Raw genomic sequence first — 16,966 nt, forward strand, 5'->3', positions numbered from 1 at the left:
AGCACCAAGGCGGCTGCCTCGCGTTTGAACTCGGCGGAAAACGTACGTCGTTGTTTGCTCATCAGACACCTCTCTCACGGCGAGGATTTTCGCCTAAATCGGTGTCCGGGATCAGTAGACCACTACATGTCGACTCCGCATGCAGTTGGATGGGCGCTGTCAATTGTCGAGGCAGATTAAGCAGTCAAGGGATTGCAGGCCGTCGTGAGGCCCTATGAGTAAGCCAGTGATCGTTGGAACATTCCAGGAAAGAGTGGGGCGGGTGTCTGCAAAGTTATCTATTATTTACTGATATTCAGTTTCGTTGGAACTTATCTGATTGCTTTTGATTGTGATTAGAAGGCTTTTTATTTCTTTCGGTTATAGGGTTTTAGAAGGGCGGCCGATAAGAAAACGACGGCAATGGGTGCAGGAGCTACGATGAAAATTATTGGTATTGTCCTTGTCGTACTAGGTGTAGGGCTTTCCATATGGGGGTATCAGCTATCTGGTTCCGTCGAATCACAAATTACACAAGCATTTACAGGTTCGGATACAGATAGGGTGATGACTTTCTACATCGCTGGCGCCGCCAGTCTTGTCGTTGGGGTCTATCTGGTCGCTAAGAATTAACACTGGAGGATGCATGGATATTATTAACCTGTTGATATTTCTGGCTGTTGGTGCGCTGGTGGGGTGGCTTGCTGGCGTCATCGTGAAGGGAAGAGGGTTTGGTGTCATAGGCAATGTCATCGTAGGCATCGTCGGTGCTGTTGTGGGGGGCTTTGTATTTGGCTTGCTTGGCATAACAACAGGCGGGCTTTTGGGCTCTATTGTTATGGCCACTATTGGCGCTGTTATGTTGTTGTTTGCAATTGGTGTCATTAAAAAGGCTTAGCTGTTAACAATGCCGTGGCGGTGGCGCTAGAGGGGGAGCTAATTTATTGCCGACCTTTGACGCTGACCTTGTTAAGGTTGCCGTAATCGCGGATGAAAGGTGAGCGTTCTAGCAGCGTCGGATATTGGTGCGATGTCATCAGTGATGCGGCTGCTCAGTATGAATAAATAGACAATCGCAAATAATGTGGCGACGGCTTTTCCATTGCGCCTTCGCCTTCACTGTTACACCGCGCACGCTGTGTAATCGTGCCTGGTTCAGTTGCTCCGCTGAGTGGAGGCTTGCGCCTGTTGGTGTTGCGTCGGCCGGGGTAATCGGAAGTCTGCTTGAATCCGGCCAGGGCAACTCCTAGGCTTTGAGTGTCCGGTTTCCGCTGTGCACGGGGGCGCCGTAGGCCGAGATCAACGTTCACCAGGGGGTGTGATACCTGACCCTGTTTCCCTTCCAGATCGCTATAGCGTTCCAAGCGTTATCAGCTATGCCTTCGGCAAAGCTCCCGGGCCCGCTCCCATTTATGTGAGGGCTGCATGATGATCAAGATGCATACGGATTTCGAGTATCAGCGTGCGGCCATCGTGCGGCAGGGGCGGCGCCAGGAACCGCAACGGGCTGCAGTCCTCGATGTTTGTCTGGCGGAGGCAATATGAAGTCTCTTTCGAGCACAGCGTTTTCCCTGTTCGGTGCAGCGCTGGTCGCGATCAGTTACGGCCTCGCGCGCTTCGCCTTCGGGCTGTTCGTGCCGCCGATCCGCGCCGAGTTGGAACTGACGCCCTACGTGATCGGCATCATCGGCGCGCTGCCGCTGATCAGTTTCTTGCTGGCCACGCTGGTCGCGCCGTTCGCTGCCGATCGCCTCGGTGCCCGCAACACGGCGGTGCTGTCCGGTGTTTTCGGCGTCGGTGGTCTGACGCTGATCAGCCAGGCCTCTGCTGCACTGTCGCTTGGCGTGGGTGTGTTCGCCTGTGGCATCTGCACCGGCCTGATGATGCCGGCGCTGACGGCCGCCATGCAGGCGCTGGTAAAACGCTCGCTGCACGGACGCGTCAGCGCGGTGATGAACGCGGGTACCAGCATTGGCGTGATCGTTGCTGTTCCGGCGGTTCTGTTCCTGGCCGGCGCCTGGCGTTTCGCCTACCTGTCCTTTGCCGTCCTGGCGGGTTTCGGGGTGCTCGCCGCGTGGTACTTCATCCCCTCGGTATCACGGGTCACGCCGGCGAACGCCGCACCACCGCCTCCGATCAGCGCTCTGCAGTGGTCGCGTCTGTTCAGGCTCTCGCTGTTCGCATTCGTGATGGGCTTCGTCTCCTCCGCCTACTGGATCTTCGCGCCCGATCTGGTGGTCACCCTCGGCGGCCTGCCGCCCGGCGCAACCGGGGGGGTGTGGCTGGCGGTCGGTATTGCCGGCCTCGGCGGTGCCGTGGTGGCCGACCTGGCCGATCGCAACAACCCGCCCATTACCCAGGCACTGATGCTGACGATGCTGTCCGCGAGCCTGGCATTGCTCGCCGCCAGCCCCGGTCAGCTGGTGCTCGCGAGCTTTTCCGCGCTGGTCTTCGGCCTGGCCTACATGAGTCTGACCGGGCTCTATCTGATGACCGGCATCCGTTTGTTGCCGGGTCGACTGTCGATGGGGCCGGTTTTGCCATTTATGGCCGTCTCAATCGGCCAGGCGACCGGCTCGCCTGTCGTCGGCTTGCTGGTGAGTGAATTCGGCTACGCCGATGCGTTTGCCATGTTCTCGGCAATCGGCATCTTGGCGGCGGTCTTGTCGCCACTGTACCCGCGTTACATTGACCATGGGCCCGAGGAAGAGGCCGAGGACGATACCGGCCTGCAGGCGGCATTCGATCACCAGCTCCTGGGCGATGATGGCGAGCCACTAAAACCCATCGCGGACATCGCGGAGGAAGCTATAAACCCTTAGCCGATACTGGCGGGTAGAGAATCCGGGTCTTGCTGCCTTGCAGTCAGGGCGCTTGCGTTCGTATGTCCGATCTGGCTCGGGTTCTGCCCGCGTCACTCCGTGGTTCGCGCAACGGGGGCGGTCAGCTATAGTGCCCCGGCATCAGACTTGGTGGGCGCCGAGCCTGTTCACCCATGCGGTGGCGAGTCATTGAATCCAGCAATCGAGCATAGGGAGCATGCCGTGAACCATTCGCTTGACTGTCAGAACCTCGATCAGGTGCGCAGCCAGATCGACCGTATCGACCGCCAACTGGTTGGCCTGCTGGCCGAGCGCGGCGCCTATGTGGCCCAGGCCGCGCGTTTCAAGCGCGGCAACGCCGAGGTCAGGGCGCCGCAGCGCGTCGAGCAGGTGATCGCCAAGGTTACCGGCCTGGCCCGTGAGCTTGACGCGAGCCCGGCGGTCACCGAGCGGGTCTACCGGGCGATGATCGACGCCTTTATCGAGCTCGAGCTGGCCGAGCACCGGGCCCTGCAGTCCACCTGATGCGCCACGGGAAACCGCTCGGTGTCTTGCCGGTCTAAACGAGCAGATACCGCCCGCAAGAGGGGTTCTGCCATGAAGCTGCGCTATCTGTTGTATCTGGTCATGGTTCTGCCGCTGGCGGCCTGCACCGTGCATGTGGGCGGCGACCGCGACGGCTGGGATCGCGAGCCGCCGGCGCACTATGCGCCGCCGCCCGGTGTCCGATGGCGCTGGGACCCGGACCTGGACGTCTTCGTGGTGCTCGGCTGGCCCCACCTGTATTACCGGGACCGGATCTATTACCGCTGGCACGACGGCGGCTGGTACTGGTCGGAGCACCGCGACGGCCACTGGAACCAGGGAAAAAGGCGGCTGCCGCCCGGCCTGAGCAAGAAGTACCACAGCAGGCACCGCAACCATGGCGGCGGCGGGGGTTATTAGCCGGCCGCCAAGGTACTCGCCGGGCGGTTCAACCGATAGGCGGCAGCGCCGCATTTCTGCAGTGCGGCGCAGCGGTGCTAGCGTTGATAGGTGGGCCGTCGGTCGGCCCATGCAGTCAGTGCGCTGCGCATCGTTCAACTCGTCCCGGAGGTGCTCGCCATGGCCAGAACCACGCCCATCAGCCATTACCGCAATATCGGCATAGTGGCGCATGTGGATGCCGGCAAGACCACCACCACCGAGCGCATCCTCTATTACACCGGGGTCAACTACAAGATCGGCGAGGTCCACGATGGTGCCGCGACCATGGACTGGATGGTCCAGGAGCAGGAGCGCGGCATCACCATCACCTCGGCGGCGACCACCGCGTTCTGGAGCGGCTCGCGCAAGCAGCTGGACGAATACCGGATCAACATCATCGACACCCCCGGTCATGTCGACTTCACCATCGAGGTGGAACGTTCGCTGCGCGTGCTCGACGGCGCCGTGGTGGTGTTCAGCGGCGCCGACGGGGTCGAGCCGCAATCGGAGACGGTCTGGCGCCAGGCCGACAAGTACCGGGTGCCGCGCATCGCCTACGTCAACAAGATGGACCGCGCCGGCGCCGACTTCCTGCGGGTGGTCGGGCAGATCCAGCAACGCCTGGGCCACGTGCCGGTGCCCATCCAGCTGCCGATCGGCCAGGAGGAGGACTTCTGCGGGCAGATCGACCTGATCAGGATGAAGGCCATCTACTGGAGCGACGAAGACCAGGGCATGACCGGGCGCGAGGAGGAGATCCCGACCGAGTTGCTGGAGCAGGCCCAGCACTGGCGCGCCAACCTACTCGAGGTCGCGGCCGAGGGCAGCGAGGAGCTGCTGACCAAGTACCTCGACGGTGGCGAGCTGTCGGAGGAGGAGATCAAGGCCGGCCTGCGCCTGCGCACCCTGTCCTGCGAGGTAGTGCCGGCGGTCTGCGGCTCCTCGTTCAAGAACAAGGGCGTGCCCCTGGTGCTCGATGCGGTGGTCGAGTTGCTGCCGGCGCCCACCGAGATTCCGGCGATCGGCGGCACCCATCCAGATGACCCGGAGCGCCAGGACGAGCGCCACGCCGACGATGCGGAGCCATTCTCGGCGCTGGCGTTCAAGATCGCCAGCGACCCCTTCGTCGGTACCCTGACCTTCATCCGCGTGTATTCCGGCGTGCTCAACTCCGGTGACGCGGTGCTCAACTCGGTCAAGGGCAAGAAGGAGCGGGTCGGGCGCATGGTGCAGATGCACGCCAACCATCGCGCCGAGATCAAGGAGGTGCGCGCCGGCGACATCGCCGCGCTGATCGGCATGAAGGACGTCACCACCGGCGACACCCTGTGCGACCTGAACAAGCCGATCGTGCTCGAGCGCATGGATTTCCCCGAGCCGGTGATCTCCATCGCGGTGGAGCCCAAGACCAAGGCCGACCAGGAGAAGATGGCCATCGCCCTGGGCAAGCTGGCCCAGGAGGATCCCTCGTTCCGCGTGCGCACCGACGAGGAAAGCGGGCAGACGATCATCTCCGGCATGGGCGAGTTGCACCTGGACATCATCGTCGACCGCCTGCGCCGCGAGTTCACCGTTGAGGCCAACACCGGCAAGCCGCAGGTGGCCTACCGCGAGGCGATCCGCAACCGCTGCGAGATCGAAGGCAAGTTCGTTCGTCAGTCCGGCGGGCGCGGCCAGTACGGCCACTGCTGGATCCGCTTTGCCCCGGCCGACGAGGGTCAGGAGGGCCTGCAGTTCAGCAACGAGATCGTCGGCGGGGTGATTCCGCGTGAATACATCCCGGCGATCCAGAAGGGCATCGAGGACCAGATGAAGAACGGCGTGCTCGCCGGCTACCCGCTGCTGGGGCTGAAGGCGGCGGTGTTCGACGGTTCCTTCCACGACGTCGACTCCAGCGAGCTGGCGTTCAAGGTCGCCGCCTCCATGGCCACCAAGCAACTGTCGCAGCAGGGCGGGGCGGTGTTGCTGGAGCCGCTGATGAAGCTCGAGGTGGTGACGCCCGAGGAATACCTGGGCGATATCATGGGCGACCTGAGCCGCCGTCGCGGGTTGATTCATGGCACCGAGGAGGCGGTGTCGGGGCGGATCATTCGCGCCGAGGTGCCACTGGGCGAGATGTTCGGCTATGCCACCCAGGTGCGCTCGATGTCCCAGGGCCGCGCCAGCTTCTCCATGGAGTTCGCCCGCTATGCCGAGGCGCCGCCGAGCATAGTCGCGACCATGGTGCACAAGTCCGCCTGAGTCCGTGGGGCTTGGGCGAGGCAAGGGCGCCACTGACTCGACGCCGAGGACCGGCAGCGAGTCGTAACGGAACTGCGCGAGCAGGATGCACGCCGTCGCACGCGCACCGACCTGCGAAAACGAGGAGAGTTGTGATGAAGATCCATGCCTACCTGATGTTCGACGGCCAGTGCGAGGCCGCCTTCACCTTCTACGCCCAGTGCCTGGGCGGCAGCCTGGAGATGATGCGCTACAGCGAAAGCCCCGATGCCGGTGAGATTGCCGAGCAGTTCCACTCGCGCATCATGCATGTCAGCCTGCGGGTGGGCGACCAGTTGCTGATGGCTTCCGACTCCCTGGAGCAGTCTTCGTACGCGGGGATCAAGGGCTGCTCGATTTCCCTGCATGTCGATAACGTGCCCGAAGCGGAGCGCCTGTTCGCGGCCCTGTCCGAGCGGGGGGCGGTGCAGACGGAGTTGCAGCAGACCTTCTGGGCCACCCGCTTCGCCATGTTCACCGACCGTTTCGGGGTGTCCTGGATGATCAACTGCGTGGTCAGCGAGATGAGCTGAGTGGCCGGCCCGGACAGGGCCCGAGCCGGCGCTTTGCCCTAGGAGGCGATCTCCAGGGTGACGCCGGCCTCGACCGGCTCTTCCAGCGCCACCCCGGCGAGGAACTCCTCGCCCCAGCGGCGGATATCGTAGTAGCTGACGATGTCGAACAGCTCGCGCAGACGCGCCTGGGCCTCGGCCTTGGGCAGGTTGAGGGCCAGGTAGCAGGTCTGGGCCAGGTCCGCCGGGTCGTGCGGGTTGGTCAGCATGGCGCCCTTGAGCTCGGCCGCGGCGCCGGCGAACTCGGAGAGCACCAGCACACCACTGCCGCCGAGCAGGCCCTGGGCGGCGACGAATTCCTTCGCCACCAGATTCAGGCCGTCGCGCAGCGGGGTGATCCACATGACGTCGGCCATGGCGTACCAGGCGCTGACCTCCTCGAACGGCAGGCTGCGGAAAAAGAACTGCAGTGGCGTCCAGCCGATCCGCGCGAAGCGCCCGTTGATCCGCCCGACCGCCTGCTCGATCTGGGTCTGCAACTCGTCGTAGATGGTCATTTCCTTGGCCGCCGGCACGCACACGGTGACCAGGGTGACCTTGCCGAGCAGTTCCGGGTTCTCGTCCAGCAGACGCTCGTAGGCATTGAGCTTTTCCAGAATGCCCTTGGTGTAGTCGAGACGCTCGACCGAGAGAATTAGCTTGACCCCGCGCAGCTCCTCGCGCAGGCGGCCCATCATTTCGCGGATCTTCGGCGCCTCCAGGGCACTGCGTACCCGCTCGAGGTCCAGGCCGACCGGGTGGGCGCCCAGCTTGACCCGGCGGCTGCCGGTGTCCAGTGCGGTGGTCATGCGCTCCAGGCCCACGGCACAGCCATAGGTGATGAAGCGCGGCGCGCAGTTCTGCCGGCCGGCGGTCTGCAGCGGAAAGACCCCGCGGGCGACATCGACGAAGTTTTCCACCTGGCGCGGGATGTGAAAGCCCACGTAGTCGCACTGCAGCAGGCTGCCGACGATCTGTCGGCGCCAGGGCAGCACGTTGAACACGTCCGCCGAGGGGAAATAGGTATGGTGGAAGAAGGCGATGCGCAGGTCCGGGCGCAGTTCGCGCAGGTAGGCCGGGACCATCCACAGGTTGTAGTCGTGCAGCCAGACGATGGCCCCTTCGGCAGCTTCCAGAGCGGTGCGTTCGGCGAAGGCGCGGTTGACCTTGCAGAACACCTGCCAGTCATCCTCGTTGAAGGTGGCGCGTTCCCAGAAGGTGTGCAGGGTCGGCCAGAAGGCTTCCTTGGAGAAGCGCTTGTAGAAGATGTCGACCTCCTCCTTGCTCAGCTTGACTCGCGCGGCAGTCAGCTTGGGGTAGCGTTCGGCATCCACGGTGGTATGGCTGTCGAAGGGCTCGTCGCCCTCCTCGTGCACCGCCCAGGCGACCCAGGAACCGGGGCGGCCATCGCCGAAGAAACTCAGCAGGGTGGGGATGATGCCGTTGGGCGAGGTGGGCCGGCGGCGCTGCAGCTTGCCGTCGGCGCCACGGAACTCCTCGTAGGGCAGACGGTGGTAGACCATCACCAGTTCGGCCTTGCCGGGCTGTGCCGCCTGGCGCTTCTCCGCGGCGATACCGTGCTCGCCGAGGAAGCCGAAGTGGGCGAAGGCCTCGAGAATCCCGCCGCAACCGCTGCGCTCGGCGTGGAACACGCGCGAGTGCTGGCGCGTGGATTGCAGCAGGGCGACCTCCGAACTGCCGACACAGACGCCCTTGAACTGGCCGTCGAGCATGGACAGGTCGTTGAGGGTGTCGCCGGCGGTCAGCACCTGGTCGTCGTCCAGTTCCAGCCACTCGGCGAGGGCCTTGAGGCTGCTGCCCTTGTTGACGCCCTTGGGCAGCAGGTCCAGGTAGCGCTCGGCGGAGTAGAGCAGGTCGCAACCGAGGGCCTCGACCGCCTGCAGCAGGGCCGGGTTGGTCGCCTCCTCGGGGCTGCAATAGTAGGAGCAGCGGCGCGCCTGGGGCACGTCCTGGCGCTCCAGGGCGAAGCCTTCGATGGCCCCGGAGACCTGGTTCTCGCCAGGCCAGAGGGCATCCACCGCACTCTGCAGGGGCTGAATCGGCTGCAGGCTGTCGCCGTGCACCAGGCTGGCACCGACGTCGGCGATGATGTAGTCCGGCTGCGGCAGGGTCGGGTCGGCCAGCAGCGGCAGCACCGCCTCCAGGCTGCGACCGGTGACGTAGGCCAGGCGGATTTCCGGGTGCGCGGCGATGGTCTGGTAGAGGCTGAGGCGATCTTCGGGATCGCCGGCAAGAAAGGTTCCATCGAGATCGGTGGCAAGTAGCATGCGCTGTCTCCTTTACAAAGTTGACGCGCCGACAAAAGCCGACGTGCGAGTATCTGGCAGGCATGTGCTGTGCTCACAGCAGGCTGGGTGAGCACAGCGCATGCCTACGGATTCGAGGGGGTGGACTCCTGGTAGGCGAATTCGTCCGGGGCCTGGGCCTCGCTGGGCGGGGCATCGGGCATCAGTTCGAGCACCGTGTGGCTGGTGCGCAGCATGGGCATGAAGTGGGCCTGTTCGCCGCTGACCAGATCGCTGACGTGGCGCAGACGGTAGTAGGTGTAGGCGCCGAGCAGGCCCAGTACCACCGCGAAGTACAGCGGCAGGGCCTGGGCGCCGAGCTGTTGCATCAGCAGCCCGGCCAGCAGCGGGCCGCATACCGAGCCGATGCCGTTGACCATCAGCAGGCTGCCGGAGCCGGCGAGGATCTCGTCGGGATGCAACTGGTCGATCAGCTGGGCCACGGCGATCGGGTAGATGGCGAAGGACAGCCCACCGAACAGGAACATCAGGCCGAGCAACAGGCGCCCGGCCGGCAGCAGGCTCATCAGCAGCGCGACCAGCACGCTCAGGGCGACCACCCAGAGCAACACCAGGCGCCGGTCATGCTTGTCGGAATAAAGGCCTATCGGCCATTGCAGCAGGGCGCCGCCGAGAATCGCGCTGCTCATCAGCAGGCCCACGCCGGTGGCGTCGAAGCCGCTCAGGCTGGCATATACCGGGGCCATGCCCCAGAACGCGCCGAGAGCCAGGCCGGACAGGCCTGCAGCGACAATCGCCAGCGGGGCGATGCCGACCAGCTGGCGCAGGTTGGTGTGCAAGGTCTCGGGCAGGCTGGGCTGCAACTGGCGGGTCAGGGTGATCGGCATCAGCGCCGCGCTGATCAGCATGGCCGCCAGGACGAACAGGATGAAATCGCCGGGGGAGGCCAGGTTGAGCAGTTGTTGCGCCGCGGCCAGGGCGCCGAGGTTGACCGCCATGTACACGGCGAACACCTGGCCGCGCCTGTCGTTGGGCACCTGGGCGTTGAGCCAGCTCTCGATCACCATGTACAGGCTGACCAGGCCCAGGCCATAGAGCACGCGCAGGCCGAGCCAGACCCAGGGATCGATCAGCAGGACATGGAGCAGGGCGCAGATGGCGGCCAGGGCGGCGCAGAAGGCGAAGGCACGGATATGGCCAACCCGACGCACCAGCGGAATCGCCAGCCAGGTGCCGAGGAGAAAACCGACGAAGTACCCGGACATGATCAGGCCGAGCATCCCGGTGGAGTAGCCTTCGGCGACGCCACGCAGGGTCAGTAGGGTGTTGAGCAGGCCGTTGCCGAGCAGGAGTAACGCGACCCCGCTCAGCAACGAGCTGATGGGGGCAATCAGGGACCACATGGCGGACTACCCTAGGGAACTATGCCATCGATAGCAAGCACGAAACGCGCCAAGGGGTTCCGGGTGTTATGGTTAAGTCTTTGTTATAACTGGAAAAAATAGCCTGATAAACGGAGGGCTATTTATTTTTGGCGCGATCGTGATCCATTTTGGTGCGTTATCGCCTCAGCGTCGTTCGATGTGCAGCGCCTCGAGCGCCGGTGGAGAAACCTTGGCGGCCTGATTGAAGCGCTCAATCATGTCATTCAACTGCTCGCGGTCGCGTCTATTGGTAATGTGTCGGTCGGCGCTCTCCACCACGCTGCGCGCGTGGCTTATCAGTTCCCTGCGATGGTGGGCGCGCGGCTGCTGATAGAGCAGGTTCTTGAAGGCCTGCAACAGCTGGGTCAGCACCGCCGGGTCGGAGCTGCCGTAGACGCGTATGGGGCCGAAGATCAGTTGCAGCATCTGGTCCAGCGACAGCTCGAAGAAGTACAGCCGCGGCGCCTCGTCCGCCAGGGGCGCGACGTCCAGGTCGGGCAGCTGCAGCCGCCGGCCGAACAGCACGCTGAGCATGTCGATGGCGGTGATCGCGGTACCCGGGTCGTTGATGCCGGGGCTCAGGGCCTTCACGGCAATTTCGGAAATCTGCTTGCAGCCGAACACGTAGTGAGCGCTGACGTATTGCTCGACGAAGAAGTCGAAGCAGTCGAGCAGCTGCTGGCGCAGATCTTCGTCGACTTCGCGGTCGAGCTTGAACAGCGGGTGCCCGGGCATGACGAAGAAGCCGCGATGGACCAGCACCGCCATGCGCAGATCATTGTCGACCAGCAGCGCGTTGAGGGTGTGGATATTGATTTCCTTGAAGTAGCCACTGCGATGCGCCTTGATCTCTGTCCAGTCTTCGTCGGCCGGCCAGGAGGCAGGTTCGGCGAGGTCACTCAGCTTGTCCAGGGCGCTGTCGAGCTTTTCCAGGGTTCCGGTGTAGAGGTTGTTGACGATGTACTCGACCTGGATCGACTGGGAGATCGAGCGAATGAACTGGACGAACAGGCCCAGGCAGGCGATGCCCAGGCCCAGGGTTACCAGTACGCCGAGGCTGGGGATCTGGTCCTCGCCGTTCTGCTCGATAGTGGTGATCAGCAGCAATGCATAGAGGATGGTGCCCAGGTAGAAGCCCAGGGTCTTCTGGTGGCCCTTGCTGCTGATCAGGCCGGGAAGCACGCGGGGTGACAGGGCCGCGGAGGCGTTGTTGAGCACCACCATGACCATCGAGAAGCTGAACACCATCAGCGACAGGATGCCACCGACCAGGGTGCCGAGGATCAAGCGGGCATTCTCGGCATTGCGCACCAGACCGATATCCAGGTGCGCCTTGAGCGTCATCAGCCAGGGTTGATACTCGATGGCGATGTTGAGCAGGCATAGGGCCAGGAAGACCAGGGAGATCAGCGTCGGATAGAACGCCAGGCTGTGGGTGACGCGCAGGTAGACGCGAAAGGCGATGTTCAGCGGTTTGGCCACGGGCACTCCGATTGCGGTGAAGGCTGCTCGCTGAACTATAGCGAACGGCTCGTCGCGTGCCGGCCGGCGGGGCCGAGTCGCCGGTAGGGGTATTGCTACCAAGGGAGTAGGGAATTCGGCACTGCGTTCAATTGTTGGCGGCGGCCGGGCGCCCAAGAATCTGCGGTAGATCGGGAAAAGTTCCCGGTGATAACAATTAACCCGCAGAGGTAGCCGCAATGAAACACTCCGGTCTTCGCCAGCCTTTCGTCCTCAGCGCCCTGTGCGCCGCCATGCTCATGCCGGCCGCAGCGGCCTGGGCGGTCACCGATCAGGAAATCCTCGACGACGGTAAAACCACCCACGAGATCGTCACCAACGGCATGGGCCTGCAGGGCCAGCGTTACAGCCCGCTGGAGATCCTCAATACCGACAACGTCAAGGACCTGCGCCCGGTCTGGACCCTGTCCTTCGGCGGCGAGAAGCAGCGTGGTCAGCAGGCCCAGCCGCTGATCAAGGACGGTGTGATGTACGTGACCGCCTCCTACTCGCGGGTGTTCGCCGTCGACGCGCGCACCGGCAAGGAGCTGTGGCAGTACGATGCGCGCCTGCCGGACGACATTCGCCCGTGCTGCGACGTGATCAACCGCGGCGTGGCGCTGTACGGCGACCTGGTGATCTTCGGCACCCTGGATGCCAAGCTGGTGGCCTTGAACAAGGACACCGGCAAGGTCGTATGGCGCAAGAACGTCGCCGACCACAAGGCCGGCTACTCGATCACCGCGGCGCCGCTGGTGGTCAACGGCAAGCTGATTACCGGCGTCTCCGGTGGCGAGTTCGGCATCGTCGGCAAGATCGAGGCTTATGACCCGAACAACGGCCAGCTGCTGTGGACCCGGCCAACTGTCGAAGGCCACATGGGTTACGTCTACAAGGACGGCAAGAAGATCGAGAACGGCATCAGCGGCGGCGAAGCCGGCAAGAGCTGGCCCGGGGATCTGTGGAAGACCGGCGGTGCGGCGCCCTGGCTGGGCGGCTACTACGATCCGGAAACCAACCTGCTGCTGTTCGGCACCGGCAACCCGGCGCCGTGGAACTCGCACCTGCGCCCTGGCGACAACCTCTACTCGTCCTCGCGTCTGGCCCTGAACCCGGACGACGGCAGCATCAGCTGGCACTTCCAGACCACCCCGCATGACGGCTGGGACTTCGACGGCGTCAACGAACTGGTCTCGTTCAACTACCAGGAAGGCGGCAAGACCATCAAGGCTGCGGCCACTGCCGACCGCAACGGCTTCTTCTACGTGCTCGACCGCACCAACGGCAAGTTCATCCGCGGCTTCCCGTTCGTCGACAAGATCACCTGGGCCAAGGGCCTGGACAAGACCGGTCGGCCGATCTACATCGACGACAACCGTCCGGGCTCGCCGGGCGCCGCGGCCGACAAGGGCAAGAGCGTGTTCGCCGCGCCGGCCTTCCTCGGCGCCAAGAACTGGATGCCGATGGCCTACAGCCAGGACACCGGCTTGTTCTACGTGCCGTCCAACGAGTGGGGCATGGACATCTGGAACGAGGACATCGCCTACAAGAAGGGCGCGGCCTACCTCGGCGCCGGCTTCACCATCAAGCCGCTGAACGAGGACTACATCGGCGTGCTGCGCGCCATCGACCCGAAGACCGGCAAGGAAGTCTGGCGCCAGAAGAACTACGCGCCGCTGTGGGGCGGGGTGATGACCACCAAGGGCAACCTGGTGTTCACCGGCAACCCCGAGGGTTTCCTGCAGGCCTTCAACGCCAAGACCGGCGAGAAGGTCTGGGAATTCCAGACCGGCTCCGGCGTACTGGGTTCCCCGGTCACCTGGGAGATGGACGGCGAGCAGTATGTCTCGGTGCTGTCCGGCTGGGGTGGCGCGGTGCCGCTGTGGGGCGGCGAAGTGGCCAAGCGGGTGAAGAACTTCAACCAGGGCGGCATGCTCTGGACCTTCAAGCTGCCGAAGGACCTGGTCGCCAAGCGCTGATCCACCACGGGTAAAACGATGGCCGGTCTCTGACCGGCCATCGTCGTTTCCGGCCTTCTCAGGGGGGATGACGCTTCAGCCATCCACCGACCGCGGGCGAGGGTGGAGGAAAAAGGCGTCATCCAGCCGACCGGGCTACGCTGGATCAGGCCGTCGGCCCGCGCAGCAGTTGCCCGGGCGGGGCCATTACTACCAAATGAGGAGGCGACCTGTGCCATGGATGCATACCGGCCGGCGCGGGGGCTTCCTAACATCGAAGCATGACCTGTTCCACGTTCAGGGAGCAGGCTCCGACAATAAGAGGACCGCATCATGATCTACGCCAAACCCGGTACCCCAGGCTCAGTCGTTTCCCTCAAGTCCCAGTACGGCAACTACATCGGTGGCGAGTTCGTCGCCCCGGTCAAAGGCCAGTATTTCACCAACACCAGCCCGGTCGACGGCTCGGTGATCGGCGAGTTCCCGCGCTCCGATGCCGCCGACATCGAGCTGGCCCTGGATGCCGCCCATGCCGCCGCCGATGCCTGGGGCAAGACCTCGGTGACCAACCGCTCGAACATCCTGCTGAAGATCGCCGACCGCATCGAGGCCAACCTCGAACTGCTGGCCGTGGCCGAGACCTGGGACAACGGCAAGGCCGTGCGCGAGACCCTCAACGCCGACGTGCCGCTGTCCGCCGATCACTTCCGCTACTACGCCGGTTGCATCCGCGCCCAGGAAGGCAGCGCCGCCGAGATCGACGAGCACACCGCCGCCTATCACTTCCACGAGCCGCTGGGCGTGGTCGGCCAGGTCATCCCGTGGAACTTCCCGCTGCTGATGGCCGCCTGGAAACTGGCCCCGGCCCTGGCCGCCGGTAACGCCATCGTGCTCAAGCCCGCCGAGCAGACCCCGCTGTCGATCACCGTGCTGATGGAGCTGATCGGCGACCTGCTGCCGCCGGGCGTGCTCAACGTGGTCCAGGGCTTCGGCCGCGAAGCCGGCGAGGCGCTGGCCACCAGCAAGCGCATCGCCAAGATCGCCTTCACCGGCTCCACCCCGGTGGGCTCGCACATCCTCAAGTGCGCCGCCGAGAACATCATCCCGTCCACCGTCGAGCTGGGCGGCAAGAGCCCGAACATCTTCTTCGAGGACATCATGCAGGCCGAGCCGGCCTTCATCGAGAAGGCCGCCGAAGGCCTGGTGCTGGCGTTCTTCAACCAGGGCGAGGTGTGCACCTGCCCGTCGCGCGCCCTGGTGCAGGAGTCAATCTACCCGGCGTTCATGGCCGAGGTGATGAAGAAGATCAAGCAGATCAAGCGCGGCAACCCGCTGGACACCGAGACCATGGTCGGTGCCCAGGCCTCCGAGCAGCAGTACGACAAGATCCTCAGCTACCTGGAGATCGCCCAGCAGGAAGGCGCCGAGCTGCTCACCGGCGGCGCCGCCGAGAAGCTCGAAGGTGACCTGGCCAGTGGCTACTACATTCAGCCGACCCTGCTCAAGGGCAACAACCAGATGCGCGTGTTCCAAGAGGAGATCTTCGGCCCGGTGGTCGGCGTGACCACCTTCAAGGACGAAGCCGAGGCCCTGGCGATCGCCAACGACACCGAGTTCGGCCTCGGCGCCGGCCTCTGGACCCGCGACATCAACCGCGCCTACCGCATGGGCCGCGGCATCAAGGCCGGCCGCGTGTGGACCAACTGCTACCACCTGTACCCGGCGCATGCCGCCTTCGGTGGCTACAAGAAGTCCGGCGTCGGCCGCGAAACCCACAAGATGATGCTCGACCACTACCAGCAGACCAAGAACCTCTTGATCAGCTATGACATCAATCCGCTGGGCTTCTTCTGATCCAGGCGTCAAGCCCGGCGCATGTGCTCCCGTGCGCCGGGTCATCCTGCGACAGGCCCTCAGGGCACGGTTTGCGGCGGGCCGCAGCGGCCTGAATATGGAGGCAAATCACTCTCGCAACGCGGCTTCGGCCGCGTTTTTTATTGCCAGCTGCAGTCGCGGCAGGGGGCCTTGCTTGGCTGGCGCGCAGCGTAGGCTGAGCCGGCGCTGTCTGGTAGGCCCTACCAAAGCCAGCCCGGCTTCCTCCCAAAGTACCATTCTGCCCTGGCGCGTCCGGGTGCATAACTAGCACTACCGGAATTCGCCGGCTGACATAACAAGAGGACCGCGCCATGTGGACTAAACCAGCCTTTACCGACCTGCGTATTGGTTTCGAAGTCACTATGTACTTCGCCAATCGTTGATCCGCCTTGCCCCAGCGCTGCTGGGGCATCCGCCCCGGAATTCACCATCGGTATCCGCCATGCATATCCAGATTCTCGGCTCCGCCGCCGGCGGCGGTTTTCCCCAGTGGAACTGCAACTGCCGCAACTGCCGTGGCGTGCGCGACGGCAGTGTGCGCGCGCAGCCGCGCAGCCAGTCCTCGATCGCCCTGAGCGACAATGGCCAGGACTGGATCCTGTGCAACGCCTCGCCGGATATCCGCGCCCAGCTGGAATCCTTTCCGACCCTGCAGCCGGCGCGCAAACCGCGCGACACGGCGATCGGCGGGATCATCCTGCTGGACAGCCAGATCGACCACACCACCGGCCTGCTGACCCTGCGCGAAGGCTGCCCGCACCAGGTCTGGTGCACCGAGATGGTCCACCAGGACCTGACCAGCGGCTTTCCGCTGTTCAACATGCTCGAACACTGGAACGGCGGCCTGCGCCACAACCTGATCGAGCTGGACGGTGCACCCTTCAGCATTCCGGTCTGCCCGCAGCTGTCGATCACCGCCATTCCCCTGCGCAGCAGCGCACCGCCGTATTCGCCGCACCGCGGCAACCCGCACCCGGGCGACAACATCGGCCTGTTCGTCGAGGACCAGCGCAGCGGTGGCAAGCTGTTCTACGCGCCGGGCCTGGGCCAGGTCGACGAAACCCTGCTGGCCTGGATGCGCCGCGCCGACTGCCTGCTGGTCGACGGCACACTGTGGCGCGACGACGAGATGCTCCAGTGCGAGGTCGGCGACAAGCTCGGCAGCACCATGGGCCATCTGCCGCAGAGCGGCCCCGGCGGCATGATCGAGGTGCTCGACGGCCTGCCGGCCAGGCAGAAAGTGCTGATTCACATCAACAACACCAACCCGATCCTCGACCTCGATTCGCCGGAGCGCGCCGAACTCGGCCGCCATGGCATCGAGGTCGCCTGGGACGGCATGAGCATCCAGCTGTAAGGAGCCAG

At 64.2% G+C, this 16,966-nt stretch carries 14 protein-coding genes; 11 read left to right on the forward strand and 3 right to left on the reverse strand.

The features are described 5' to 3' along the window. The first annotated feature begins 420 nt into the window (after positions 1-420). The 7 genes from AB5S05_RS20745 (at position 421) to AB5S05_RS20775 (ending at position 6,559) form a co-directional block, all read left to right on the forward strand. On the forward strand, positions 421-612 hold the full coding sequence (locus tag AB5S05_RS20745; protein WP_369289424.1) for a DUF3185 family protein: 192 nt from the start codon (positions 421-423) through the stop codon (positions 610-612). Between the two features lie 13 nt (positions 613-625). Beyond that, positions 626-877: a GlsB/YeaQ/YmgE family stress response membrane protein gene (locus AB5S05_RS20750; protein WP_369289425.1), complete on the forward strand. Its 252-nt coding sequence runs from the start codon at positions 626-628 to the stop codon at positions 875-877. Positions 878-1,520: 643 nt separating this feature from the next. Further along, complete coding sequence (locus AB5S05_RS20755; RefSeq protein ID WP_369289426.1) at positions 1,521-2,801, forward strand: MFS transporter; 1,281 nt, start codon at positions 1,521-1,523, stop codon at positions 2,799-2,801. 222 nt (positions 2,802-3,023) lie between these two features. Next, positions 3,024-3,326, forward strand: coding sequence for a chorismate mutase (locus AB5S05_RS20760; RefSeq protein WP_369289427.1), 303 nt, complete (start codon positions 3,024-3,026; stop codon positions 3,324-3,326). 72 nt (positions 3,327-3,398) lie between these two features. Beyond that, on the forward strand, positions 3,399-3,746 hold the full coding sequence (locus AB5S05_RS20765; protein ID WP_369289428.1) for a hypothetical protein: 348 nt from the start codon (positions 3,399-3,401) through the stop codon (positions 3,744-3,746). Positions 3,747-3,905: 159 nt separating this feature from the next. Continuing rightward, positions 3,906-6,008, forward strand: a complete 2,103-nt coding sequence (gene fusA / locus AB5S05_RS20770; RefSeq protein WP_369289429.1) for an elongation factor G — start codon at positions 3,906-3,908, stop codon at positions 6,006-6,008. Positions 6,009-6,142: 134 nt separating this feature from the next. Further along, positions 6,143-6,559, forward strand: a complete 417-nt coding sequence (locus AB5S05_RS20775) for a VOC family protein (protein WP_369289430.1) — start codon at positions 6,143-6,145, stop codon at positions 6,557-6,559. A 38-nt stretch (positions 6,560-6,597) separates the two neighbouring features. Here the strand turns inward: AB5S05_RS20775 and ggpS are convergent, their stop codons facing one another. The 3 genes from ggpS to AB5S05_RS20790 form a co-directional block, all read right to left on the reverse strand. Further along, positions 6,598-8,865, reverse strand: a complete 2,268-nt coding sequence (gene ggpS, locus AB5S05_RS20780; RefSeq protein ID WP_369289431.1) for a glucosylglycerol-phosphate synthase — start codon at positions 8,863-8,865, stop codon at positions 6,598-6,600. A 104-nt stretch (positions 8,866-8,969) separates the two neighbouring features. Beyond that, positions 8,970-10,247, reverse strand: coding sequence for an MFS transporter (locus tag AB5S05_RS20785; RefSeq protein ID WP_369289432.1), 1,278 nt, complete (start codon positions 10,245-10,247; stop codon positions 8,970-8,972). A 165-nt stretch (positions 10,248-10,412) separates the two neighbouring features. Continuing rightward, positions 10,413-11,750 carry a DUF2254 domain-containing protein gene (locus tag AB5S05_RS20790; protein WP_369289433.1) on the reverse strand — a complete coding sequence of 446 codons (1,338 nt, stop codon included), beginning with the start codon at positions 11,748-11,750 and terminating at the stop codon, positions 10,413-10,415. Positions 11,751-11,968: 218 nt separating this feature from the next. On the opposite strand from AB5S05_RS20790, the gene AB5S05_RS20795 reads away from it, so the two are divergent. From AB5S05_RS20795 to pqqB, 4 genes are all read left to right on the forward strand, one after another. After that, entirely contained in the window at positions 11,969-13,747 is a 1,779-nt protein-coding gene (locus AB5S05_RS20795; RefSeq protein ID WP_369289434.1) for a methanol/ethanol family PQQ-dependent dehydrogenase, read from the forward strand. Between the two features lie 312 nt (positions 13,748-14,059). Next, the gene (gene exaC, locus AB5S05_RS20800; RefSeq protein WP_369289435.1) at positions 14,060-15,580 is read left to right on the forward strand and encodes an acetaldehyde dehydrogenase ExaC; all 1,521 of its coding nucleotides are present in this window, start codon (positions 14,060-14,062) and stop codon (positions 15,578-15,580) included. A 332-nt stretch (positions 15,581-15,912) separates the two neighbouring features. Continuing rightward, positions 15,913-15,984 (forward strand): pyrroloquinoline quinone precursor peptide PqqA, encoded by a 72-nt coding sequence (gene pqqA / locus AB5S05_RS20805; RefSeq protein WP_003253598.1) that lies wholly within the window; start codon positions 15,913-15,915, stop codon positions 15,982-15,984. Between the two features lie 59 nt (positions 15,985-16,043). Continuing rightward, positions 16,044-16,958 carry a pyrroloquinoline quinone biosynthesis protein PqqB gene (gene pqqB, locus AB5S05_RS20810; RefSeq protein WP_369289436.1) on the forward strand — a complete coding sequence of 305 codons (915 nt, stop codon included), beginning with the start codon at positions 16,044-16,046 and terminating at the stop codon, positions 16,956-16,958. The last annotated feature ends 8 nt before the right edge of the window (positions 16,959-16,966 follow it).

Origin of the sequence: Pseudomonas zhanjiangensis (assembly GCF_041027545.1) — a bacterium.
In the GTDB taxonomy this organism is placed as follows: domain Bacteria; phylum Pseudomonadota; class Gammaproteobacteria; order Pseudomonadales; family Pseudomonadaceae; genus Aquipseudomonas; species Aquipseudomonas zhanjiangensis.